The sequence below is a fragment of the Clostridium sp. AT4 genome, assembly GCF_001517625.2.
Taxonomy (GTDB): domain Bacteria; phylum Bacillota; class Clostridia; order Lachnospirales; family Lachnospiraceae; genus Enterocloster.
Map to the genome: position 1 here is coordinate 155,320 of NZ_LN999827.1, position 24,756 is coordinate 180,075.

Here is a 24,756-nt window from a genome sequence, read left to right on the forward strand (position 1 = left end):
GAATCTGTCGTGAAAATGTATTGCTGCACAGACTTCATATTATCATTTTCCAATGAATGTTACAACTGTTTTTAAGGATTTTGTCACATCCCGGTTCTCACATAGCGGCAAAAGGTATAGCAGAGGTCAAAATAAGTCTGTTCTTCCCCCTCCTCTGCCAGTTTCCAGTCCGAAGCCTGATCCAGATCCACAGGGAAACGCAGATCTGCATCATAAACATAATCAATGGCAGTGAGATGAATGGTATCGCAGTAAGGCAGGAACTGCCGGTAAATGCTTTCTCCGCCCAGGATATAAATATCCTTTGGATCAAACTCCTCTAAATATGCAAGGGTCTCTTCCATACTGCGGCAGACCACAGCGCCTCTGGCCTTGAAGGACGGATCTGCGGAAAGAACCACATTGGTACGCCCTCCCAGAGGCTGGCCTCCAGGCAGTGTTTCCAGAGTTTTCCTTCCCATCACAACCACCTTCCCGGCGGTTTCCTTTAATAAAAGCTGGCGCTCCGCCGGAATATTTACCAGTGGGCGGCCATTTTTCCCGATCGACCAGTGTTTATCCGCTGATACAATAAGGTTCATCTGCTAAATCCCCCCTTTCCCGTCCGATACCGGCTGCTGCTCATACAGGCGGAATTCGTAGCGAATCCCATTGTCCTCTCCCGTTCCCAGCACTTTTGTCTGCTTCCATCCCGGCTCCCGATCCAGATCCGGAAATACCGTATCCGCAGGAAAGGTATGGAAAATGTGGGTAATATAGGCTTTTTTACAATAAGGAAGAAATGCTCTGTAGACCGTTCCGCCTCCAATGATAAAAACATCCTCGCTGTTATACTGCTTTAAAAGCTCCAGCGCTTCCTCCACACTGCCGCACAGAGTTACGCCCTCAGGAGCATAGTCCGTATTTCGGGTGAGCACAATATTAACCCTGTTTTTTAAGGGCTTTTTGCCCGGAAAGCTCTCCAGGGTCTTACGCCCCATGACTACCACCTTTTCCTTCGTGGTTTCCCTGAAAAATTTCATATCCCCCGGAAGATGAGCCAAAAGCCCCCCATCCCTTCCAATGGCCCAGTTTTCATCTGCTGCTGCTATCAAATTCATGCACATATCTCCAATCTGCCGTAATGTATCCATTCTATCACATTTGCCTAAAAAATACATAACAAAAATCTCCCAGAATCATCATCCTGAGAGATTTTATTATGTATTTTTCGATATGCCTGGCTTCTGGAGTCTGGTGTCCAGAGCGACTTTGAAGGCCATTAGAAAACCTTAGGGGATTAAATTTTTCGTTAAAAGCCATATCAAACCTGTCTGAGCGCAGCGAGTTTTTGATATGGCTTTTGCTTTTAGAAAAATTTCAGCCCCTTAGTTTTTCTTATGGCCGGAAACCGGAGCTCTGGACACCAGACTCCAGACCTCGATGCTATTTCAAAGCACTCCCTTTGCCCTCTTTTCCTCATAATCCTTCAGAGAAGCCAGCGCTTCTCCTGCCATAGGATACAGAGCGATCAGATTGAAGATCGTCATCAGGCCAACACCTACGTCGCCCAAATCCCATACGATGGTGTAAGCAGCCAGTCCGCCGATAAAGAGCATCACCAGCGCCAGAACCTTATAGGCGGTCTGGGCGGCCCAGCTGTCTCCGAACAGATAGGAAACATTGCTGCGGGCATAGTACAGGATTCCAAGGAAGGTGGAAAAACTGAACAGCCACAGGATCACTGCGATAAAGATCACACCGAACTTGCCAAGATGATATCCCATAGCAGCCTGTAAAAGATCCATTCCTGCCAGAGAGCCGGTAATCTCATCCGGAGCTAAGAGCATTAAGAATGCGGTACAGCTGCAGATTACAATGGTATCAATAAATACGCCCAAAGCCTGAACCAGTCCCACCTTGGCAGGATGATCGGTCTTTGCGGTAGCTGCGGCGCAGGGAGCAGAGCCGGAACCGGCCTCATTGGAAAAGAGGCCGCGCTTTACACCATTCATGATCACTGCGCCGATTCCGCCGGCCACTGCCTGGCGCAGTCCAAAGGCCTCTGAAAAGATGCGCTCAAGCACAGCCGGAATCTGGCCGATATTTAACAGAATCACTCCCACTGTGATCAGCAGATACAGACCGGCCATTACAGGCACAATGGCATCCAGGGCTTTTACCGTGGCATTTTTACGAAGAACGATCACAGCGCCCAGGATCACCAGTACAATGGTGCTGTAAAGAGGCGGAATGTTAAATGCATTTTCAAAGGAGGAGGCCACTGAATTGCTGATTACCTGGCTGATGCCGCACCAGCAGATCAGGCCTGATATTGCAAAGAGCACAGAAAGAGGGAACCAGCGGGTCTGCTTCTTATTTTTCTGGAAAAATTTATGCATATAGTAGGCAGGACCTCCCCGGTAACCGCCGTAAAGAGGATCCTCTTCCTTATAAAGCTGAGCCAGCGTAGCCTCAATAAAGGCGGTAGTGGAACCCAGAAGGGCTGTGACCCACATCCAGAATACGGCTCCGGCTCCGCCTGCGGAAATCGCAGCCACAACGCCTACCAGATTTCCCATTCCTACACGAGTGGCAGTGGAAACTACCAGCGTCTGACAGGCAGAAAGCGCAGTTGTTTCTCCATCCTTCCGCTCCAGAGTAACCCTCAGCATATCCTTAAATAAACGCAGGGAAAGGAAACGGGTCCGCAGAGTAAAATAAACACCTGTAGGGATCAGCAAAAGCACCAAAAGAGAAAAGCTTATGCCTGCGCCCCCAGGCAGAGGCAGGGTGATCAGATCTCCCCACAGAAACTGATACACCGTTTGAATTAACGTAACCATAGTTTTAGACACTCCTTCTATATAGAACATAGATTTTTTCTGTGTTCCAGTATATAATAGTTATTATCATTTGTAAAATTGATAGTTTAAATCTCAACTATCTACATTTTCGATTGTTAGCAGGATAAAGTACAGGAGCGAAAGAAATGAACATAGATACGAAAAATATGGAAACCTTTATTCAGGTAGCGGAACTGTGCAGCTTTACAAAAGCTGCCAAAAAGCTGGGCTACTCCCAGTCTACCGTGTCATTCCAGATCCGCCAGCTGGAAGAAATGCTGAATGTGCGGCTTTTGGAGCGGATCAATCATACGGTCGCACTGACAGAGGCCGGCCGGAAGGTGCTCAATTATGCCCATCGTCTGGAACAGCTGACAGTGGACATGGAAAAAGAATTAAGGCCGCAGCCCTCTGTAAGCGGCCATGTGCGCATGGCTCTGGCAGATTCCCTTGCCTGCTGGATCCTGCGAGAGCACTATGAAAATTTCCGTGCTGCCTATCCGGGAATTACTCTGAAAATGGCAACTGCAAGCACGGAGGAGCTGTTCCGGATGCTGAATCAAAATGAAACAGACCTGGTCTATACGCTGGATCATCATGTTTACAACAGCGACTATATCATCGGTGCGGAAGAACGGATCCAGGCTCATTTCGTGGCATCTCCCGGCTTTCTTCCCTTTTCCTCTCTGACTGTACCGGTCCGAGAACTGATCACCTTTCCATTTCTCCTGACAGAAAAGGGGATGAGCTACCGCCGTCTGATGGACGAGCATCTGGCCCGGTTCTCCCTGGAGGTACGCCCGGTTCTGGAATTTGGCAGTGCAGATCTTTTATGTACCCTTGTGACTCAGGGCGCCGGAGTGTCATTTTTGCCTGATTATGTAACAGAAGCCGCCCTAAAAAGCGGGCGGCTGGTACGGCTTTCTGTGCCGGAATTTAAGCCGGAGCTTTGGAGGCAGCTTCTCTACCACAAAGACAAATGGGTATCTCCGGCCATGCAGACGGTGATCGAATATTTTTCCGGCCTTTCCCCGGCACATACGGATGCTTCCGATCATATGCTGTTGTAAATGGCACTTTCAGGAGATTTTTATGAATCAATCTGAATCCTCCACCCCCGGCGACCGCTTCGCCCAGATCCTGCAGTTTCAGACACCTGCGGCTCTGGCCTGGATCCGCGGAAACACGCCCTATGCTCCCGGCTTAAGCGGTATGGTGCGTTTTTATGATACGCCTTACGGCGGTGTTTTGATCGAAGGGGAATTTTTCCGGCTCCCCAATAAGGGAATTTCCAGCTCCACCGACTTCTACGCCCTGCATATCCATGAAAATGGAGACTGTTCCGCGGGATTCACACGAACAGGCGGCCACTATAATCCCACAGGCACATCACACCCCTGGCATTCCGGCGATCTTCTGCCTGTTATGGGAAACAGCGGGTATGGATGGCTTGCTTTCTATGACAAGCGTTTTACAGTAAAGGAAATCATGGGACGGTCTGTGGTCCTCCACAGCGGACTGGATGACTTTACCAGCCAGCCGTCCGGGAATCCTGGGGTTGTGATTGGGTGCGGGGTGATCAGGGAGAGGTAGGCTTTACCTTCACCATACACCGCTTCCGATAAAATGCGATCCCATAACAGATCACGGTACTGTAATCCTCAGCAAATTCTTCCCCATACCGTCTGACATCAATCTGCTTTATGGCTCTTTCACAGTCATAGGGCAGATCCTCCAGGCGGCGGGAATATTTTACCTCAAATACTGCAATCCTGTTTCCATCGTAGTCCTGAACTACAACATCACTGCGGCCGTCTCCATGCTCTCTGTTTGATTTTACGATATATCCGGCACCGGCAAAAATCCCCGCCAGAAAAACATGGTAAAAATCTTCTTTGTAGTCATGGTAGCTGATTGTTTTTCTAAGAAGCTTTGTCATCTCCTCTGTCAGCTTCTCTTCATCACGCTCCCATACTGCATGAAAAAGAGCCTTTCTTTCCCATAAACGGGCACTGTCATGGAACCATTTTATCACAGTATCTTCAAAAATTTCACGAATCTCCAGATTGGGAATCCATAAATTCCATTCCTGGCGTCCCTCCTCTTTTTCAGTTCCTGTAAGATATCCCGTTAAATACAGAATACTCCAAAGATTTTCTGCAGATGCATGAAGATAATCATAAGTAAGATCTTCCTCTATTTTCTGAGAAATTTTGTCTCCTGAAAGCAAGATTTCAAATTGTTTTATAGTATCATTTTCTGCCTGATCAATAAAAGAACGGATAATAGCATTGTCGCTTGTATTGCGCCAATAGCTCCTGGGCATAGCCTGAGGATCCAGGCATAATGCATTTATATGGTTCATCACATCCCAGGGCGAGTACACATCTATGCTTCCAAAACGATATCCATCATACCAGTTTTTGATTTCCTGACTATGAGAAGTATTTTGAGTATCTGCAAGAATCCTGTCTACTTCTTCCTGCGTAAAGCCAAAAAATTCATCCAGACGATTATCCGATATTGTATCTGTAATAAAGTTATTTGTTCCCGTAAAAATGCTTTCCTTGGCAATCCGAAGACAGCCTGTCACAACCGCCAGATGCAGGAAGGAATTATCCTTCAGAGCCTGAAGAATACCGCGGATCACATACAGCATTTCCTCATAATATCCCTTATCACTGGCCTTAGCAAGAGGCACATCATACTCATCTATCAGCAGAATCACCGTTTTTCCATAATATTGTCCCAACAGCCTTGTAAGAAATAGAAGACTGTTTTTAATTTCTTCCCCAGAAGCCTTTTTTCCTGCAATACGATCAAATATTTCTCGATCATATACCATCATTTCAGGGTTTTCCAGTAAGTAGATATGCTGCTTATAAAGCTCTGCGATCACAGCCTCTATCATGGAATAGGCATCCTTAAAACAGCTTCCGAATACAGATCTGAATGTCACATGGATGACCGGCCATTGGTTCATCCACGCCTCGCAAAGTTCCTTATTATCTGCTATTTTCAGCCCACTGAATATGGGGCGGCTGTCCTTTCTGATATCAAAAAATTCTGCCAGCATACTCATATTCATAGTTTTTCCAAACCGCCGGGGCCGGGTAATCAATGTAACCTTGATTCCCGGTGTTTTTAATAATTCCTCGATCAATCCTGTCTTATCAACATAATAGTAATTCCCTTTGCGGTATTCTGCAAAGTCGGAGCTTCCTACTGAAATTTTAGGCCAGGCCATACTTTCGATCCCCCTTTCTATCTCCCTATAAATAAAAACCTGCCGACAAATGCCTTTACCTATGCATTTCCCAACAGGTCCTTATTCTCTAAAAATACTTCTTGCTTCCCCAAAGATTACTCTTCTTCAGATCCAGATATTCATTATAGGCCTTTTCAAGGATCTGCTTTTCATTGGAGAATTTCAGCAGATGGTAGGCTTCATAAAATTTGTAATATCCGGAATCCAGAAAGTACTCTTCCCGCTGTGGTTTGCTGTAATAGCTGTCGGCCATCATCAGATACCAATGTACATCCTTTTCCACAACATCCTGTGGGGTATTGAAGGTATACTGGCTTTTTCCGATATATTTGATGATGGAGGCGCTGACCCCGGTTTCTTCCTTGACCTCTCGCAGCGCCGTTTCCTTATATTCCTCTCCAGCTTCTACGGTTCCTTTGGGAAGAACCCAGCCCTCGTACTTGTTTTTGTAATTCTTGTACAGCACCAGGATCTTTCCTCGAAATATAACCACACCGCCGCAGCTCGTTGCTTCAATCATTGCAATCCCTCCTGGTTTTGGTGTGAACCTGGCTGCCCTGCGCAGCCGTGACTGGTTTTAGTATACAACGTTTGGAAGGGATATGCAAGAATTTTCACTTTCCCTGTTATATCTGTTCTAATACCTCCTGCAGGTCCAGCGTCTTCATTCCATTTTCAAGTTCAAAATAGGGCACTCCGATTTTTCCCTCTTTCTTTGGCCCGTCAAACAGAGCCTCCTCATCCCTGATCTTTAAAAATGCCTTCATTTCCGTCAGGCTGGCTGAGATATTTCTAAATTCCAGGTCTGCTCCCTTATCCTCCAGCTTGTAAATTGCATACAGTGTGTCTTTGCAGAGATGGGTTCCGTACATGATTACTTTCATTGTTGTGCTCCTTTTTATCTCATTTTTTCATAATGTAACAGCTGTCCTATTATCTGTCAATAGTATCTGAAGGAGCAATACATCCCCGGCTAGTTCCCTCTTGACAAAATCCGCTTTCGGATTTATACTCTCCTATACAAAAACCGAAATCGGATTATCAATTTGTAAAGGAGACTCAGCCATGTGCAGCAGCCATACCGCAAAAGAATTAAATCTTAAATTTAACCAGTTATACCGCCGTCAGTGCAATCTCTACCACACCTATGCAGCGGCCTGTCATCTTTCTGATACTGCATTTTCCATTCTTTACTGCCTCTGTGAAACAGAAGCAGATGAACATACCACACCATTTACTCAGCACGAGCTGGCTGAACTTTGCAGCCTGCCCCGCCAGACAGTGAACTCTGCCATCAGTGGTCTGGTAAAAAATGGATATGTAAGTCTGGAGCAGTTAGCCGGAGCCGGCAATACCAAGGCAGTATACCTGACAGAAAAAGGGACTCAGCTCTGCCGGCAGATTGTAATCCCCCTGATTGAGGCGGAGCAGCATTCTCTGGCACAGATGACCGCAGAAGAGGTAGAGCTGTGCCTGAAGCTGTCTGTCCGCCAGTTAGACTTGTTTGAGGAGGAGCTGGCTTTAATCCTTCCGAAAAAGGAACACCCCTCCGGGGAATAAAGGAGAATTTGACATCATGCAATATTTTATACGATTTCTGAAACCTTACCGAATGACCTGTGTCCTGATATTCTTTACCGTGCTTTTAGATGTGGCCGGAGCCCTTCTGGTGCCTACGGTAACCGCCAAAATGTTAAATCTTGCCGCAGCAGGCGCAGGGCTTATGCCGATCCTTCACGAGGGTCTTATCATGCTGGCTATCTCCCTGATGGCCGGTTTCGGCGCTTTGTGGGGAAGCTTTCTCTGTGCGCGCCTGTCTGCCAGGCTGGGCCGGGACATGCGTGTGGCTGTCTATGAAAAAAGCCTGAGTTTTTCCGCAGCGGATTTTGAGCGGTTCGGAACAGCTTCTATGGTAACCAGAACTTTAAATGACATTAACTCTATCCAGACTGCCTTTGTCATGTGTATCCAGATGGTTCTTCCGGTTCCGATCATGTGTATCCTGGGCATCATTTTTGCTTTTCGGATCCATCCTTCTATGGGATATCTGGTTACAGCCGTAGTAATTTTTCTGCTGACAGCAGGCTTCTTTATTATCCGCAGGGCGGCCCCTATCTTTGAACGGCTTCAGCGGTTTTTAGACCGGGTGAATACGGTTCTCAGAGAAACAATCACCGGTGTGCGCGTGATCCGGGCCTTTGGAAAGGAACACCATGAAGCGGGACGGTTAAACCGTACCTTTTCTGATTATGCTGATTCTGCCATCCGGGCCAACCGGCTCTTTGCAGCACTGGACAGCATTGCCAATGTATCCATCAACCTGACGGTCGTTGCAATCCTGTATATAGGCGGCAATCTAACCGGAGCCGGGGCCATGGAAATCGGCGGCATTACGGCTGTGACCGAATATGCGATCTGGATCCTGTTCTATATCATGATGGCCCAGATGGTTATCATTATGGTACCCAGAGCCCTGGTGTGTATTGAGCGAATGGCTGAGATCCTGTCACTGGAACCGGAGATACAGGATAAGCTTCCGGTTCCGGCTGAAACTGAAATCGTGAAACCTGATCCCCATACATCTGAGGCACTTGATTTTGGGGGCGCTGCCTCCTCCCACGCTCTCCTGTCCTTTGACGACGTTACCTTCCGCTTCCCAGATGCGGATGAGAATACCTTAAGTCATCTGGCCTTTCAATGTGAGAAAGGCACTACAACTGCCATTATCGGCGGTACGGGAAGCGGAAAATCCACCATTGCAAAGTTGATTCTGCGCTTTCACGATGTTACCTCCGGACGGATTTGTCTGGATGGAACCGATATCCGGGAACTTCCCCAGAAAAAGCTTCGTGACGCAGTATCTTATGTACCCCAGAAAGCCTGGCTCTTTTCCGGCACCATTGAAGAAAACCTGCGGTATGGAAATCCCAACGCCTCGGAGGCGGAGCTGCGGACAGCTCTGGATACAGCTCAGGCGGGCTTTGTATATGACCTGCCGGATGGCCTGGCTTCCCATACAGCTCAGGGGGGCACGAATTTTTCAGGCGGACAGAAGCAGCGCCTTTCCATCGCCAGGGCACTGGCAAAAAAAGCCGCTGTTTATATCTTTGACGACAGTTTTTCCGCTCTGGACGCAAAGACAGATGCAGCTCTCCGCCATGCTTTAAAGGATGCCACGAAAGATGCGGCTGTCATCATCATCGCCCAGCGTGTAAGCACCATTCTTCACGCGGACCAGATCCTGGTGCTGGATGACGGGAAAATCGCAGGACTGGGCACTCATTCCTGGCTTTTGGAGCACTGTCCGGTATATAAGGATATTGTGCGTTCCCAGCTTCGTGACGCCTGATTTTGTCATATTTTAAGGGAGGTTCATTGATTTTATGGAAAATGACCAGAATTATTTTGATACAGAAGTATTTGAAGCAAAGCATATGAAAAAGACCATTCTGCGCTTTATCCGCTCTATGGGGAAGCAGAAATGGAGACTGACCGTTGTATTTATCTGTATTGCCTTTTATACCTATTTTACGGTCATGGCGCCCTTATACAGTGCAGATGTGGTAGACCTGATCTGGAACCAGATGAAGGAGGCAATGCAGACCGGACAGCATTTTCAGATCACCTGGGAGTTTGGCGGAAGGCAGCTTTTCTCCCTTCTTCTCATGTTTTTAGCCTGCGGTATCTTCTATTCCCTCCAAAGCTTTCTTATGGCAAACTTTGCAGAAAAATTGAATCTGCAGCTGCGGGGGGAGATCAGTGAGAAGTTAAACCGTCTTCCCTTGTCCTACTTTGACCGCCAGCAGCCGGGAGCCATCATGAGCCGGGCCACCAATGACCTCGAAAAAATGTCCGAGGCTCTTCAAACGGGACTTCTGCGCCTGTTTATGGCTGTTGGAACCATCCTGGGTTCTCTTTCTATCATGGCTTACTTTGACGGATTCCTCACTGCGATCTTTTTGTTCTTCACCGCAATTTCCCTGCTGGCAGCCAAAGCCGCTTCACAAAAGACCCTGCGCTATGCGGCCAGACGCCAGGACTGCACGGGAAAACTCAACAGCCTTATCGAAGAATCATACAGCGGCCGTATGCTGATCAAAGCCTTTAACCGGGAAGAGGAAAGTCTGGCCCAGATCCACCAGGCCGCTGTGGAGCTGGCAGACGCTTCCGAAAAAACAGATTGGATCATCAATGCCATTAACCCCGGAATCCGCGTTATCAACCGGTTCGGACAGGTTGCTGTGGCTGTTTTAGGAGGTGTTATGCTCTTAAAGGGCCACCTGACCCCGGGACGGTTCCAGGCGTTCTTCCAGTATGCCAATCAGGCCGGAGAACCCATTACCGAGCTGTCCTATATGATCAATTCCCTCCAGTCTGCCCTTGCATCGGTGGAACGGGTCTATGAGCTGCTGGACGAAGAAGAAATCCTACCGGATCCTGAGCATCCGGCCTGTCTTCCCGCCCCAAAGGGTCATGTGGACTTCTCTCATATCCGTTTCGGCTACACTCCGGAGCGCACCCTCATGTCTGATATCAGCTTTTCCGTAAAAGAAGGGCAGAAAATCGCTATCGTAGGCGCTACGGGTGCGGGAAAAACCACGCTGATCAATCTGCTGATGCGTTTCTATGAAATCGGCGGCGGAACCATTTTACTGGACGGCGTAGACACCCGCTCTTTAAGCCGGGCCGGCCTTCGCCAGGCCTTCGGCATGGTACTGCAGGACACCTGGCTTTTTGAGGGGACCATTGCGGAAAATATTGCCTATGGAAAGCCGGATGCTTCCAGAGAAGAGATTATTGCTGCTGCAAAGGCAGCCAGAGCCGACTTTTTTATCCGTACGCTGCCTAAGGGATATGATACGGTTCTTGGAAGCGATGCGGAAACTATTTCCGCAGGACAGCGCCAGCTCCTTACCATCGCCAGGGTCATGCTCTGCGATCCTGCCATCCTGATCCTGGATGAGGCTACCTCTTCTGTGGATACCCGGACGGAAATGGAGATCAGCCTTGCCATGAACACACTGATGAAGGGCCGTACTTCTTTTGTGATCGCCCACCGTCTGTCTACCATTGTGGATGCGGATCTGATCCTGGTAATGCAGAATGGTACGATTATCGAGCAGGGGAATCACAAACGCCTCCTGGAATCAGGAGGCGCTTATGCGGAACTGTATAACAGTCAGTTTGCTTAATTTAATTACTGATTTAAACCATTAAATATCTTTTCAGCCGTAATCGGAAGCTCTCTGATCCGGACGCCGACTGCATTGTATACTGCATTGGCAATGGCCGGGGACGGAGTATTGATTACGATCTCACCAATGGACTTGGCGCCAAAGGGGCCTGTCGGCTCATAGCTGCATTCCAGCTCTACCTGCACCCTGCCAATGTCCAGACGGGTGGGAAGCTTGTACTGCATCAGGGAATTCTCGCAGACATGGCCGTTTTTCAGATAGGTTACATCCTCGTAAAGAGCCATTCCGATGCCCTGTACCAGTCCGCCCTCTGTCTGTACTCTTGCCAGATTTTCATTTAACGGCGTACCGCAGTCAACGGCTGATACAAACTGGATCAGATCGATCTGTCCGGTTTCCATATCTACCTCTACTTCTGCCGCACCTGCCATGAACGGAGGCGGAGATACGGGAGATGTACAGGATTCGGTTGCCTGAAGTGCCTCGTTATTAAAGCACATAGCTCTGTTTCCGATATCCAGAAGAGAAATCTCATTTTCAAATCCTGAGCCTTCGGGCACCGGAGTGAGACGCTTTACGGATTTTCCGGTAAATTCCAGTTCATCCTCGCCGCAGCTTAAGTATTCTGCGGCCTTCTTTATAATCTTTTTCTTTAAGGTCTCGCAGGTCTTAACCACTGCGTTTCCGGTCAGGTAGGCCGTACTGGAAGCATAGGAACCGGAGTCATAGGGAGAAATATCCGTATCTACGCCGTAGACAACGATATCATCCATCTCACAGTTCAGACACTCTGCCGCTACCTGCGCCAGGGTGGTATCGCAGCCCGTTCCCATATCGGATGCACCGATGGTCATGGAATAAAAACCGTCATCATTTACCTTGATGGTTACAGAAGCCACATCTACCTTTGAAATAGATGAACCCTGCATAGCCATGGCAATTCCTACGCCGCGGACCTTTCCATTTCCCATATCCTTTCTGGGATACTTCTCATCCCAGCCGATCATTTCCTTTACACGATCCACACAGCGGTCCAGCGTGCAGCTTTCTGCCGTTTCTCCGTAATATGCAGGCATTACCTGTCCTTCACGGATCATATTTTTTTCACGCAGCTTAACCGGATCCATATGAAGCTCTGCAGCCAGCTCGTCAATGGCAGACTCTACGGCAAAAATACCCTGGGTCGCACCATAGCCGCGGTATGCGCCTGCAGACATACGGTTGGTGTAGACTACATCATAGGCAAAGCGGAAGGCCTTTGGAGTTCCGTACAGAGGAATAGATTTGTGTCCGGAAAGTCCTACGGTCGTCGGCCCGTGCTCGCCGTAAGCGCCTGTGTTGGACAGGGTGTAAACGTCGATTGCCTGTAAAATACCTTCGTCGTCGCAGCCTAATTTTACCTTTACTTCCATCTCATGGCGGGGAGAGGAAGCAATCTGGGACTCGTAGCGGCTGTAAACGATCTTTGCGGGCTTTCCTGTCTTCATGGTAACGATGGCAGGGTAAACCTCTGCGATTACAGTCTGCTTGGCTCCGAAGCCGCCGCCGATCCTGGGCTTGATCACACGGATCTTTGACTTTGGCACATCCAGCGCATGAGCCAGGATCCGGCGCACATGGAAGGTAACCTGGGTAGATGCGGTTACAACCAGTCTTCCGTAGATATCCATATAGGTGAAGGCCCGGAAGGTCTCCATCATGGCCTGCTGATTTGCCTTTGTATGGTAAACACGTTCAATTACATGGCTGCTGCCTGCAAATGCGGCTTCCAGGTCTCCGGCCTCATCCTTACCACAGGCACAGAGATTGCGCATATTGTCAGCGCCAACGGGACAGAGGGCCTTCCAGTCCTCCTCAGGATGAACTAAAATATCTCCGTCCTTTGCATCATGCATATCAAGAACAGGCTCTAATACCTCATATTTTACCTTGATTAAACGCATGGCCCGGTCTACGCAGGCCTCATCCTCACCTGCTATAATAGCTACTGCATCGCCAACGAACCGCACTCTCTGATCCAGGATCAGACGGTCATAGGGACTGGGCTCAGGATAGGTCTGTCCTGCCATGGTAAAGCGCTTCTTCGGCACATCCTTCCAAGTGAGGATACATTCGATTCCCTGTACCTTGGAGGCTACGCCGCAGTCGATCTCGCGGATCAGCGCATGGGCATAGGGGCTGCGCAGAACCTTTACGATCAGGCAGTCCTTCATGGCAAGGTCATCCGTATACACCGGCTTTCCCGTCACAAGAGCTTTCGCATCTCTCTTGATCAGGGGTGCGCCTACTACACGCAGTTTTTTGGCCTCAGCGGGCCGCTTCTGTGAATATGCCATCAGTCCCTGCCTCCTTTCTGCTTTGCATCCAGATACTTTTTAACTGCACGAAGCTGGGACATATATCCGCTGCAGCGGCAGAGATTTCCGGCTAAATACTCCTTGATCTCCTCCTCTGTAGGATCCTTTAACTCCCGCTCCATGGCCAGTACGTTCATAATAAAGCCCGGGCTGCAGAAGCCGCACTGCTCTCCGCCCTCAGCGGCTAAGAACATGCCAAATTCCTCTGCCTCCTTCTGAAGTCCCTCCAGAGTAGTTACATGACGTCCATCCGCTCTGAGAGCCAGAGTGGAACATGACAATACGGGCTTTCCGTCCAGCCAGACAGTACACAGGCCACAGTTTGCTGTTTCACAGCCTCTTTTTACGCTGTAGCAGCCCAGTTCACGCACCAGATCAAGAAGCACCGTATCCGGACGCACCTCTGCCTGAACCTGTTTTCCATTTAAACGAAAGCGAATCTCCATTACCGGCTCACACTCCTTCCCTTTAAGCGCTCCATGAGGCGTCTTACATACACAACTGCCAGGCTATGGCGGTACTGTCCGCTGCCTCTTGTATTATCTCCATAGGAAACTGCGTCTGCTGCCTGCTTTGCCATTTCCTTTATGGTGTCAAAATTATCTTCTGTAAATTCTACTAACGCTGCCTTTGCCGGTCTGGCTCCGATGGATACGAACCACTGGTTGCCCAGATTTGCAGCGCAGACTGCAAGCAGCGGGAAATCCGTACTGGAATTTCTCTGGCTGATATAGGCAGCCTTTCTTCCGTCCTTTTTGATCACCACACGGACAAGGATATCTCTGTCATCCCTGTGAACCGGACGGGCTGCGAACTCTTTGATCGGCACCATGCCGCCGTGGTACAGCTCTACATAGGCGTCAAGAGCCAGCAGGCAGGTAATGATATCGGAAAATCCGAAACGGGCATATACGCTTCCGCCTACAGTTGCGCAGTTGCGCATCTGAACTCCTACGATATGTCTGGTGCACTCCTTAAAAATGCCTCCGAAATATGTATTCAGTCCTTCATGAATTTCCAACTGTCTCAGGCTGCACATGGCTCCTATGGAAAATTCCTCTTCATTTTCTTCAATCTGGTCCAGCCCAAGACCGGATAAGTCGATGACCATACGCTTTGTCACGTTTGTCATTTTCAGCCACACCATGCCTCCTACTACCAGGCTGCTGCGTTTCTGGCACAGCTCGTATGCCTCAGCCAGGCTGGTTACCTTAACATAATCATCTGCTCGAAACACCTGATCGCTCCTTTCGTCATTTGCAACGTTTCCTTTTGTATCAGACAAACAGAGGCATTATAGCACGAAATACCGCTGTTTTCTACATAGTTCGCTATTTTTTCAAAAGATATGCGTCAAACATGGCCCTGGCAACAGGCCCTGCTATCTTTCCTCCGCTTCCCGACTCCTCCACCAGCACCGTAATTGCAATCTTTGGAGCTTCTGCCGGGGCAAAGCCCGTAAACCAGGCATGCGTTTCCTTTCCGGTTTCAAATTCCGCAGTTCCTGTTTTAACTGCAGCGGTGTAATCCTCTGTACGGACCGCAGAGCCTGTGCCCACATCCGTCACAGCCTTCATAAGCTCTGTGAGCTTTCCCGCCTCATCTGCCGTCATCATGGAACCATAGGCCTCCGGAAGAAACTTCTTAACCTCTTCCCCGCCTGCACTTACTACCCGGTCTAACAGATAAGGCTTCATCAGCGTTCCCCCATTAGCCACAGCCGAGGTGATCAGGACACTGTGCAGGGGCGTGATCAGGGTAGTTCCCTGTCCGATGGAGGTCTGCAAAATCTCCCAGATATCGGCTCCGGCTTTCATATTGAAGCTGCTCTCTTTATAAGGAAAGCCGGAAAATGGCAGCGGCCGGTTATATAAAAGTTCCTCTGCCGTAGCTGCAAACCGGTTTAAATCCAGCTCCAGCCCCATGCTTGAAAATGCTCCGTTGCAGGAATTGGCAAAGGCCTTTACAAAATCCTGGCTGCCATGAGCCTCGCTGTGAAAGCATTTGATGGAATACTCTCCATTGTGATATACGCCATTGCAGTCAAAATGAAAGTCTTTGTAATTGTCCGGATGCTCCCTGATATATTCCAGGGCAGTCAGGATCTTAAAGGTAGAACCGGGAGCATACAGCCCCTGGGCCGCGCGGTTTAAAAGCTGGCTTTGGGTATTGGCGCTGTCTGTGAGAGCAGCCCAGTCCGTAAGCAGCGTATTGGGATCATAGTCCGGCTTTGACACCATCGCTAAAATCTTTCCCGTGTCCGGCTCCATGGCGATCACCGCTCCTCTTCGGTCTCCCAAAGCGGAATAGGCGGTCTGCTGAAGATTGATGTCCAGAGTGGTTACCACATCATCTCCCAGATTTTTCCTTCCGCTTAATTCATTTACCGCCTGCTCGATGAGATTTACATGGGATGTAAGGAGATAAAAATTTGCCAAAGACTCAATTCCTGTCTTTCCCTTGGTGGAATACCCTACTACATGTGCAAATACATCCCCATGGTCGTAAACCCGCAGCTCATTTCCATCCTCATCCTCCTCATTGTGAGCCAGAACCGTACCGTCAGACGCCAGGATCTTCCCCCTGTGAACCCGGTCGGAAAAACGGTCCAGACGGGCATTGTAGGAATTATTGATCACCTCCGGTCCCTGTATCTGTATAAAATACCCTACATATAAAATAAGTGCCAGAAACAGCAGGGCAATTCCATAGGTAATCCTGAGGATACTGCGGTTTGCAGGAGATTCCCCTGTCTGTTTTTTTCCTTTTTTTGCCATCAGTCCTCAGCCACCCCCATCTCTTCTTCGTCATTTCGTTTAATAATATACAGTCCCTGGATCATGGCAAAGAGCATAAAGGTGCTCACAATGGAACTGCCGCCATAGCTTACAAAGGGAAGAGTCACGCCGGTAGACGGGATAAACTTCGTCACGCCGCCTACAGTTAAAAATACCTGCGTCACATACTGGATTCCCAGCCCAAAGGCAATCAGCTTGTAAAACATGGCCTGCATCCGGGAAGCGATCATCATAAACTGGATAAAACAGCCCAGACAGATTAAAAGCAGGCAGACGGCAAAGATGCCTCCAAACTCCTCTCCTATGGCCGCAAAGATAAAATCCTTTTCCACCACTGGGATTTTTCCCGGCATTCCCTGGCACAGCCCCATGCCAAACCACCCTCCTGTACCGATGGCAAACAGCGACTGGGTGATCTGATAACCCGTATTGTCAATATCCGCCCAGGGATTTTTCCAGGCAGCCACTCTGCGCTTTACATGGTCAAACAGGCCAAAGGCAGCAGCGGCCGCTCCGCAGCCAAGTCCAATCCCGCCAAACAGATACAGCTTCTTTCCCGTGGCGATAAAAAGCATAAGCACATAGCTTACAAACAGGATCAATGCTCCTCCCAGATCCTTTGACAGAACCAGGATCAGCACATGGGCCGCTGCGGCGGCAGTTGTAATACAGACTTGTTTCAATTCCGTGGACTGGTAAAACATGGAAGCCGTAAAGAGCACAAAGGTCAGCTTTACAAATTCCGAGGGCTGGATGGAAATTCCTCCAATGGTAAAGGAAAGCTGCGCTCCAAAGCTCTCATCCCCTCCGATCCAGACCGCAAGAAGAGCCAGGATCCCCACCGCGGCGTAAATCCACTGGAATTTATAAATCTGCCAGAACCGCTCCATGATCCACGGGATCAGCCAGGAAACAACGGCTGCCCCGCAGATAATTACAAACTGCTTTAGAGCCTTATCTAAGGGATCTGCACGAAACATGGACAAACGGCTCAGCATAATCAGGCCTACGGCCAGAAGCATACAGGTGTTATTTACCAGAATCCGTGAAACATTCCGGTAAAAACGCCGCGTAAGGAAAATATAAACCAGGAAAAACACAGCCTGGGCTGCATAAAAGGCGGCTAAAAGCCCCGACGTCTTTTCATCCTCTGCCTTTAAAAACAATATCATATAGGCCAGAAAATGCATAAAAAACATTACATGGTTCTGTCTGGCGCAGAGCCTTAGCTTCCGTTCCCGGTCCGGGAAGGAAAAATAGCGGAAATTCGCCCAGGTGTAGACAGCCATGAGAAAAATCATCACATATTTGGACAGTTCCAGGATCAGATTAACCATACCCTATTCTACTCCCCGCCTGAAATGGCCTCTGGTAAATTCTGTAAATGGAGGCTCTGCGTTTTCTCCTCTGATAAACTCTGCTGCAAAGGCATTTAATACTGCCTTTGTCTCCTCCCCTGTTTCTATTGTAAAGCACAGGCGCAGTCCCTCAGGAGCCAGACGCTTTACAGAATCTGCGCAGCCGTGAAGGGACACGGGAAGAGGATTTAAAATCGTATTATAACAGAACGCACAGTGATTCTGAACCGGCAGCCGTGCTCCGGTTCTGTCCTTCATCCACAAAAGAGAGGGACATTTACTGCAGCCTTTTACGGTCTTTGTAATGCACTGGGCCGATACCATCATGGGCGCTCGGCCATAAACGATCAGCTCTGCCGGAAGCCCCTCTCTGCGGCAGGCCTCAAAAACAGGCTCCAGCTCTCTGCTATTCAGTTCCCATGGCGCAGTGATAAAAGCAGCCTGCTCCTCCTTCAATGTGTGTACTGCCCCATGATTCCATGCATAGACGGAGGCGTCAAAGGAAGCAGAAAAGGAAATCTGCTCCTCTCTCATCCACTGTATTTCTTCAAAGGCACGGATTAAAAGGCCGTCAAAACCTGCCTGCTCCAGACAGGAACGGTATGTTCGGAAAAATCCTATGGCATGGGTCCTGAAAATGTGCGGGAGGGTAAGATAGCACTCCTTTCCGGCCTGATGGATCAGCTGCACAAGTTCTGCCCAGCGCTCCGGCTGAAAGGATGAAGCATCCAGACAGATCCTCCTGACCTCCGGCACGGCAAGCGCTGCAGACAGCTGATCCCCGGTTTCTGCGGATACCGTAAGATACATCGGTCTTTTACCTGCACTCTCATCCGGGACAGGACCGGCGCATCCAGCCGCCCGGCTGCTTTTCTCACCGGAATCTGCACCGTTCTGAACTTCTCCCGCCTCCGGCGCCTTTCTTCTCCACTGATTCTGGATCGCCTCTGTAAGCGCCTCAAAGCCCTCTCTGCGCAGTTCATTTAATGCCTGAACGGGAAGAAACAGCGCTCCGCATACCTCTGCCTCAAGCTCTGTAAATTCAAAAGCCGTAGCCCCTGTTTTCCCCAGCTGGCGGATCACCTTTTCTCTGGTCATTGGCTGGTTTTTCGCAGCCTGAGGCTCCTGTCCGGAAACCGTCACAGAAATATCCCCGCAGGTCAGCGTAAGCACGGACGGAAGTCCCTCCGCCAGATATGCATACCCCTCCACAGGCTCTTTCTTCTCTGTTTCCACATATTCCCGGTCCAGAAAGTCAAAGAGTTCTTTGTTCGTTTCCCGAAATTCCGGCTTTTCCTTTAAAGCGATCATGTCGCGGCCATTATGTCTGGTGTAGTAGCCGGAGGTAAAGCCTCCCCGGTCAAACAGATCCAGAAGCTCTTTCTTATCCTCCGGCTCCACATAATACCCTTCTGAACCGTATTCCAGATACCGGTCCAGATACTTCCGGTAAATCCGCACTACCCCGGCCGTATATCTGGGGCTCTTCATCCTTCCTTCAATCTTCAGTGAAAATACACCTGCTTCCAGAATCTGGGGCAAAATATCCAGCGTGCACAGATCCTTCATGCTGAGGACACATTTCTGATCCTCTTTATTAACAGCTGTTCCGTTTTCCTGCCCATATACCCGGTAGGGAAGACGGCAGGGCTGGGCACACCGGCCCCTGTTTCCGCTTCTGCCCCCGATCAGGCTGCTCATAAGGCACTGTCCGGAATAGCAGTAGCACAGCGCCCCGTGGACAAAGGTTTCAATATCCATTCCCGTCTCATCATAGATCCGGCGGATCTCCTCTAAGGATACCTCTCTGGCCGGCACTACCCGGCAGCAGCCCAGACGCTTCAGCTCCTTTGCCCCGTAAACACTGGTAATGGTCATCTGGGTGCTGGCGTGAAGTTCTATTCCCGGAAAATGCTCCCGAATAAAGGACAGGGCTCCCAGGTCCTGAACGATCACACCGTCCAGTCCGGCTTTATAATAGGGAAGCAGATACTCATATAATTCTCCCAGCTCATTCTCCTTAAAGAGCGTATTTACGGTCATATAAAGGCGGCAGCCATGGAGATGGGCGTATTCAATGGCTGCGATCATCTCATCCTGATCTGCATTTTGAGCATAGGCTCTGGCTCCAAACCGCGCTCCTCCCATATATACAGCGTCAGCGCCCGCTGCCACTGCTGCCTTTAAGCTTGCAAAGGAGCCTGCCGGAGCAAGCAGCTCTGCTCTTTTTTTCTCTTTCATGTTATTTCCGCCTTTCCTGGTCTTTTAACGGATCCAAAACCACATTTCTCCCCCGTTCTCTTCAGGGATAACGAAAGGATGCCCCATACGAATCCATGAGACATCCCCCCGATGCTGTCTTTTTTGTATCCTTCTATCTGCGGCCTCTGTGAAAGCCTGCCTTTCTGGCTGCCTGAAGCGCTCTTCTTGCCAGCTCTTCATCGGAAACAGGCCGAACATCTTCTTCAGGAGCAGCCGCCGGTTCAGAAACCTCCGCTTCTTCATTCGAAACCTCTGCCGCTTCCTCTTCTCCTGTCTCTTTTCCAACCTCAGGTTCTTCCTCCAAAACAGGCTTTTCCCCAACAACAGGCTCTTCCCCAACCTCAGGCTCTTCCTCAACAACAGGCTCTTCCTCAGAAGCAGCCGCTTCTCCCACTGCCCGGAGTTCGTTCTCCTGATGAAGCATAAGGGCTTTCATCTGCTCCGCCTCTGTCACTGCCTCAGCCCGCTCCTGAGACAGCCTTTCATTCTGGCGGGTAAGATTTCTGTTTTCCCGTTCCAGCTTCGCTAAATGTGAAGCCGTCTCCTCCAGCTGCACCTGGCGCTCCTCCAGATCCTTAAGCACAGCTTCCAGCTTCATCTGAGTGCTTACCAGCTCATGCTTTAAGCTGTAGCTCTCCTTTTCCATCCGGTTGCGTTCCTCTTCCATCTGTTCCGAATGATCCAGCGCCTTAAAATAATCGTCTGCAATATTTAACTGGATCATAACCTGCTGATAATCCGCACTCTGCTTGGAGAAACCCGGAATCCCGCGCAGCTGCATATTCTTTTCATTTACATAGCTGGCCGTCCGCTGAAGATAAGCCTCGTCCTCGCTTCCGCCCAGAGTATATATTTTTCCGTCGATTAAAACCTGTGTATAATTCTTTGTTTCCATACTTCACTCATTCTCCTGTCTGATCCGGGGAAACGTTCTTTCCCTCTAACAGAAGCTTACCACATTTTCATCCCATTTCCAAGCCCAAATGACGATAAGCGCTCTCTGTGGCCATCCTTCCTCTGGGCGTGCGGTTGATCAGGCCGTTCATCAGAAGATAGGGTTCGTACACATCCTCTAAGGTTCCGGCGTCTTCCCCCAGAGCCGCAGCCAGCGTATCAAGCCCTACAGGGCCGCCGGAAAACTTCTCAATGATCATAAGCAGGATATTTCTGTCATTCTGATCCAGTCCCAGCTTGTCCACATCCATGATATCCAGAGCAAAATCCGTCACTTCTTTCGTGATCGCTCCGTCATATTTTACCTGAGCGAAGTCTCTTACCCTTTTTAAAAGGCGGTTTGCCAGTCTGGGCGTACCTCTGGACCGTCTGGCAAGCTCTAATGCCCCTTCCGGATCGATCTTCACTCCCAGCACCCCTGCGGAATGCATGATAATGGTCTTAAGCTCCTGGGGCGTATAAAATTCCAGACGCTGAACCACTCCGAACCGGTCTCTTAAAGGAGCCGTAAGAAGGCCGGCTCTGGTAGTAGCGCCCACCAGAGTAAAATGGGGCAGCTCCAGACGGATGGAGCGGGCCGAAGAATCCTTTCCCAGCATAATATCTATGGCAAAGTCCTCCATGGCCGGATAAAGTACCTCCTCCACCTGACGGTTTAAACGGTGGATCTCATCCACAAAGAGCACATCCCCCTCCTGAAGGTTATTTAAGATCGCAGCCATCTCCCCAGGCTTTTCAATGGCCGGACCGCTGGTTACCTTCATCTTCGTTCCCATCTCATTTGCAATAATCCCAGAAAGGGTGGTCTTTCCAAGGCCAGGGGGGCCGTAAAACAGCACATGATCCAGCGCTTCCCCTCTGGATTTGGCTGCCTCAATATAGATTTTCAGAGTGGATTTGATCTTCTCCTGCCCAATATAGTCCTCAAGGCACTGAGGACGCAGCGTAGTCTCAATACGCACATCCTCCTCTGTTGCCTCTGTTGTTATGATCCTGCGTTCCATAAGTCCCTCATCATTTTCCAATTATTTCCTTTAAGTTCTTCCCTTACAGAAAGGTCAGAAATTTTAAAGAAGCCTTAAGCACATCCTCTGAATTCATTCCCTCTGTCATTTCCACGCGCTTTACCGCCCTGGAAGCCTCTGCCCCCGTATAGCCAAGGGCCGTAAGGGCCTCCACAGCTTCTTTTGCAGCTGATGCCAGCCCGGAAAGTTCCTCGGTCCGGACTGCACTGCCGTTTCCGCCCCCAAAGCCGGAAATCACCTCTTCCAGATCCACCTTATCCTTTAAATCCAAAATCAGCCTCTGGGCCGTTTTGGGGCCGATACCGGGTGCCCTGGAAATGGCCTTGGCGTCGCCGCTTACAATAGCCGTCCGCAGGTCGTCGGGCCGCATAACAGACAAAATCCCCAGAGCGCCTCTGGGGCCGATGCCGTTTACGCTGATAAGCTGCTTAAACATCTCTCTGTCCTGCCGGTTAAGAAAGCCATAAAGTGTCATGGAATCCTCACGGACCTGAAAATACGTATGAACGATCACCGGAGAGCCCAGAGACGGAAGCTCTTCTAAGAGGGACAAAGGCACACGGATCCCATAGCCAATGCCTCCTGTTTCCACTATGATCATGTCCTCTTCCACTGCTTCCAGGGTTCCTTTTATATATGATATCATCGATCCAGTTCCTTTTCTCTGTGCGTTCTGCCGCTTCCGGCAGCTTTTATTTCTGACCTTCATCATAACATACCGCCACACGCAATGCAAGTGGTGTATCGAACGTATTTTCTGTTTTTAAAATACACCTTTGACAGATGCTTGCATATTTCCCTATTTTCCGCTAAACTGTCCTCAGTAACTATATCAGAAAGGAACACCATGATCACCATTAAGCATCCCATTGATTTTCCGGAAACCTATCCCCTGGACCGGATCGGGCCAAAAGAACAGCTGCTTTTCTTCGATATTGAAACAACCGGATTTTCCGGAGACACTTCCCAGCTCTACCTGATCGGCTGCGTGTACCATGACGGCTTTGGCTGGAAGCTGATCCAGTGGTTTGCAGATACCAGACAGGCGGAATCAGAACTTTTAGATGCATTTTTTGCCTTTATGAAACGTTTTAAAACCCTGATCCACTTTAACGGCGACCGGTTTGACATTCCCTATCTGGAAAAATGCTGCTGCAGGCTGGGTCTTTCCCACAGCTTTGAAGGCATGGAAAGTATGGATATCTACAAAAAAATCCGTCCTTACCGGAAGCTTCTGGGATTAGAAAGCATGAAGCAGAAGGCCATTGAGCAGTTTTTAGGCATTTCCCGTGAGGATAAGTACACTGGAGGACAGTTAATTGAGGTCTACCGCGATTATCTGCACACCCATGAAAAATCGCTCTATGATCTGCTGATCCTTCACAATGAGGATGATTTAAAGGGAATGCCCGCTATCCTTCCCATTTTAAGCTATGCAGATTTCTTTTCATCCCCTCTTTTCCCTCAGGCTCCTGAATTATGGGAGGGTGACTGTACAGAGCCCACGGACACGCCCCTTCTGCATCTTATGGGTACCGGCTCTGTTTCTGTTCCCGTTCCGCTGGAATATTCTTCCGGTCCGGTGAGTCTGGAGCTATATGAAAATAAAGCCGTCTGCACCATCCGCCTCTGCCGCGGCTGCCTTAAATATTTTTATCCCGATTATAAGGATTACTACTATCTCCCCTTTGAAGACACAGCCGTCCATAAAAGCGTAGGGGAGTATGTAGATCGGTCTGCCCGGAAAAAGGCCACTGCCCGAACCTGCTACACAAAAAAAGAGGGCCTGTTCCTCCCTCAGTTTGGCCCCTTTAAGGAACCTTCCTTCCGGGAGGATTACAAGTCCCCTCTCACCTATGTGCTTTATGATGACTCGCTGTTTTCACAGCCCCAGGCCGCAGATACCTACTTCAGTCAGCTCTTTTGCTGGCTTTTGGAACAGTAGGGCTGAAAACATTACGGGTGATGAAAAATCCCCTCTAACAGAGCTCCGGCTGCGGTAAAAAGAAGCAGAAGAAAAAAAGCTGCCAGATGAAGACGGTGTTCCCGTCCTCCGGCCCAGCCTGCAAGGACTGCCCAGGTAATCCCATAAATCACCCCCTGTGGAAACAAAAGCCAGAGAAACACTGGAAGTCCCCAGACGCCCTTTTCCAATGTGAGAAAAGCCAAGGCCCCGGAAAGGCACATTCCGCCCCAGCAGGTAATGCAGCCAAAAAAGAAGGGGCTGCAGATCGTTAGACCTGCCACCCATCCTGCAGTCATCTGAAGCAGCCGCTTTGCCAGCAGACTCACAACGCCGGCTTCCTTCATTGCCTGTTCCAGCCCCCCATCTTTCAATGTCTCTGTCAGGCAGGAAATCATCCCCTTCCCCCAGAGGTCCTCCCTGCCTTCTCCTGCAAGCAAGCCCCTTCCCAGTGCTCCTTCTCCAAATAAAAGCACAACGGCTGTTCCCCCTATGATCCCGGCTCCAAAGCAGAATATAAGCCAGTCCTCATAGGAAAAACGCCGCTGTCTGAAAGCTGTCACCGTTCTGGCTGCCAGCGCCATTTTTTTCCCTCTGATCTTCATTCCCGTTTCTCCCTGTTTCCCCTTAAAACAGGTGTATGCGGCCGGAGGGATCCGTATGTATCAGGGAGTCTCCCAGTACAGGATTCCGTTTCGGTTCTCTCTTAAGGCAAAGTCCTCATCATAGAGGTATTCCAGACAGGAAAATA

Annotated in this window: 22 protein-coding genes; 6 read left to right on the top strand and 16 right to left on the bottom strand. The window is 49.5% G+C overall.

What is annotated here, in order from left to right; translation table 11 throughout:
• Positions 1-83 precede the first annotated feature (83 nt).
• The 3 genes from BN3656_RS03940 to BN3656_RS03950 form a co-directional block, all read right to left on the bottom strand.
• A complete protein-coding gene (locus tag BN3656_RS03940; RefSeq protein ID WP_066544453.1) occupies positions 84-581 on the bottom strand; it encodes a dihydrofolate reductase in 498 nt (165 codons plus the stop codon).
• A 3-nt stretch (positions 582-584) separates the two neighbouring features.
• On the bottom strand, positions 585-1,100 hold the full coding sequence (locus BN3656_RS03945) for a dihydrofolate reductase (protein ID WP_066545249.1): 516 nt from the start codon (positions 1,098-1,100) through the stop codon (positions 585-587).
• 330 nt (positions 1,101-1,430) lie between these two features.
• Entirely contained in the window at positions 1,431-2,825 is a 1,395-nt protein-coding gene (locus BN3656_RS03950) for an alanine/glycine:cation symporter family protein (protein WP_081422836.1), read from the bottom strand.
• A 146-nt stretch (positions 2,826-2,971) separates the two neighbouring features.
• On the opposite strand from BN3656_RS03950, the gene BN3656_RS03955 reads away from it, so the two are divergent.
• A complete protein-coding gene (locus BN3656_RS03955) occupies positions 2,972-3,895 on the top strand; it encodes a LysR family transcriptional regulator (RefSeq protein WP_066544462.1) in 924 nt (307 codons plus the stop codon).
• Between the two features lie 22 nt (positions 3,896-3,917).
• Positions 3,918-4,418: a superoxide dismutase family protein gene (locus BN3656_RS03960; RefSeq protein ID WP_066544469.1), complete on the top strand. Its 501-nt coding sequence runs from the start codon at positions 3,918-3,920 to the stop codon at positions 4,416-4,418.
• On the opposite strand, the gene BN3656_RS03965 is transcribed toward BN3656_RS03960, so the two are convergent.
• From BN3656_RS03965 to BN3656_RS03975, 3 genes are all read right to left on the bottom strand, one after another.
• Entirely contained in the window at positions 4,405-6,072 is a 1,668-nt protein-coding gene (locus BN3656_RS03965; protein ID WP_066544472.1) for an AAA family ATPase, read from the bottom strand. The genes BN3656_RS03960 and BN3656_RS03965 overlap by 14 nt on opposite strands.
• Before the next feature lie 88 nt (positions 6,073-6,160).
• Positions 6,161-6,613 (bottom strand): NUDIX domain-containing protein, encoded by a 453-nt coding sequence (locus BN3656_RS03970; RefSeq protein ID WP_066544480.1) that lies wholly within the window; start codon positions 6,611-6,613, stop codon positions 6,161-6,163.
• 106 nt (positions 6,614-6,719) lie between these two features.
• Positions 6,720-6,977: a glutaredoxin gene (locus BN3656_RS03975; RefSeq protein WP_066544481.1), complete on the bottom strand. Its 258-nt coding sequence runs from the start codon at positions 6,975-6,977 to the stop codon at positions 6,720-6,722.
• Positions 6,978-7,158: 181 nt separating this feature from the next.
• On the opposite strand from BN3656_RS03975, the gene BN3656_RS03980 reads away from it, so the two are divergent.
• The 3 genes from BN3656_RS03980 to BN3656_RS03990 are packed head-to-tail and all read left to right on the top strand — an operon-like array spanning position 7,159 to position 11,285.
• Complete coding sequence (locus BN3656_RS03980) at positions 7,159-7,653, top strand: MarR family transcriptional regulator (protein ID WP_066544487.1); 495 nt, start codon at positions 7,159-7,161, stop codon at positions 7,651-7,653.
• 16 nt (positions 7,654-7,669) lie between these two features.
• Positions 7,670-9,442, top strand: a complete 1,773-nt coding sequence (locus tag BN3656_RS03985; protein ID WP_066544490.1) for an ABC transporter ATP-binding protein — start codon at positions 7,670-7,672, stop codon at positions 9,440-9,442.
• A gap of 34 nt (positions 9,443-9,476) precedes the next feature.
• Positions 9,477-11,285: an ABC transporter ATP-binding protein gene (locus tag BN3656_RS03990; protein ID WP_066544492.1), complete on the top strand. Its 1,809-nt coding sequence runs from the start codon at positions 9,477-9,479 to the stop codon at positions 11,283-11,285.
• 5 nt (positions 11,286-11,290) lie between these two features.
• On the opposite strand, the gene BN3656_RS03995 is transcribed toward BN3656_RS03990, so the two are convergent.
• The 9 genes from BN3656_RS03995 to ruvA form a co-directional block, all read right to left on the bottom strand.
• Positions 11,291-13,624 carry a molybdopterin cofactor-binding domain-containing protein gene (locus tag BN3656_RS03995; RefSeq protein ID WP_066544493.1) on the bottom strand — a complete coding sequence of 778 codons (2,334 nt, stop codon included), beginning with the start codon at positions 13,622-13,624 and terminating at the stop codon, positions 11,291-11,293.
• Complete coding sequence (locus BN3656_RS04000; protein ID WP_066544495.1) at positions 13,624-14,091, bottom strand: (2Fe-2S)-binding protein; 468 nt, start codon at positions 14,089-14,091, stop codon at positions 13,624-13,626. Before BN3656_RS04000 ends, BN3656_RS03995 begins: the two co-directional genes overlap by 1 nt.
• Positions 14,091-14,882, bottom strand: a complete 792-nt coding sequence (locus BN3656_RS04005; protein WP_066544497.1) for an FAD binding domain-containing protein — start codon at positions 14,880-14,882, stop codon at positions 14,091-14,093. The genes BN3656_RS04000 and BN3656_RS04005 overlap by 1 nt, the downstream gene beginning before the upstream one ends.
• Before the next feature lie 94 nt (positions 14,883-14,976).
• Positions 14,977-16,422: a penicillin-binding transpeptidase domain-containing protein gene (locus BN3656_RS04010; protein ID WP_066544499.1), complete on the bottom strand. Its 1,446-nt coding sequence runs from the start codon at positions 16,420-16,422 to the stop codon at positions 14,977-14,979.
• Positions 16,422-17,780 (bottom strand): FtsW/RodA/SpoVE family cell cycle protein, encoded by a 1,359-nt coding sequence (locus tag BN3656_RS04015; protein WP_066544502.1) that lies wholly within the window; start codon positions 17,778-17,780, stop codon positions 16,422-16,424. The genes BN3656_RS04010 and BN3656_RS04015 overlap by 1 nt, the downstream gene beginning before the upstream one ends.
• Before the next feature lie 3 nt (positions 17,781-17,783).
• Positions 17,784-20,042, bottom strand: coding sequence for a DUF3656 domain-containing protein (locus tag BN3656_RS04020; protein ID WP_066544503.1), 2,259 nt, complete (start codon positions 20,040-20,042; stop codon positions 17,784-17,786).
• 133 nt (positions 20,043-20,175) lie between these two features.
• Positions 20,176-20,958: a cell division protein ZapA gene (zapA, locus tag BN3656_RS04025; protein ID WP_081422837.1), complete on the bottom strand. Its 783-nt coding sequence runs from the start codon at positions 20,956-20,958 to the stop codon at positions 20,176-20,178.
• Between the two features lie 67 nt (positions 20,959-21,025).
• Positions 21,026-22,021, bottom strand: coding sequence for a Holliday junction branch migration DNA helicase RuvB (gene ruvB / locus BN3656_RS04030; RefSeq protein ID WP_066545251.1), 996 nt, complete (start codon positions 22,019-22,021; stop codon positions 21,026-21,028).
• Between the two features lie 43 nt (positions 22,022-22,064).
• A complete protein-coding gene (gene ruvA, locus BN3656_RS04035) occupies positions 22,065-22,688 on the bottom strand; it encodes a Holliday junction branch migration protein RuvA (protein ID WP_066545253.1) in 624 nt (207 codons plus the stop codon).
• Between the two features lie 201 nt (positions 22,689-22,889).
• On the opposite strand from ruvA, the gene BN3656_RS04040 reads away from it, so the two are divergent.
• The gene (locus tag BN3656_RS04040) at positions 22,890-23,987 is read left to right on the top strand and encodes a ribonuclease H-like domain-containing protein (protein ID WP_066544504.1); all 1,098 of its coding nucleotides are present in this window, start codon (positions 22,890-22,892) and stop codon (positions 23,985-23,987) included.
• An 11-nt stretch (positions 23,988-23,998) separates the two neighbouring features.
• On the opposite strand, the gene BN3656_RS04045 is transcribed toward BN3656_RS04040, so the two are convergent.
• Complete coding sequence (locus BN3656_RS04045) at positions 23,999-24,610, bottom strand: hypothetical protein (protein WP_066544505.1); 612 nt, start codon at positions 24,608-24,610, stop codon at positions 23,999-24,001.
• Positions 24,611-24,756: the final 146 nt, after the last annotated feature.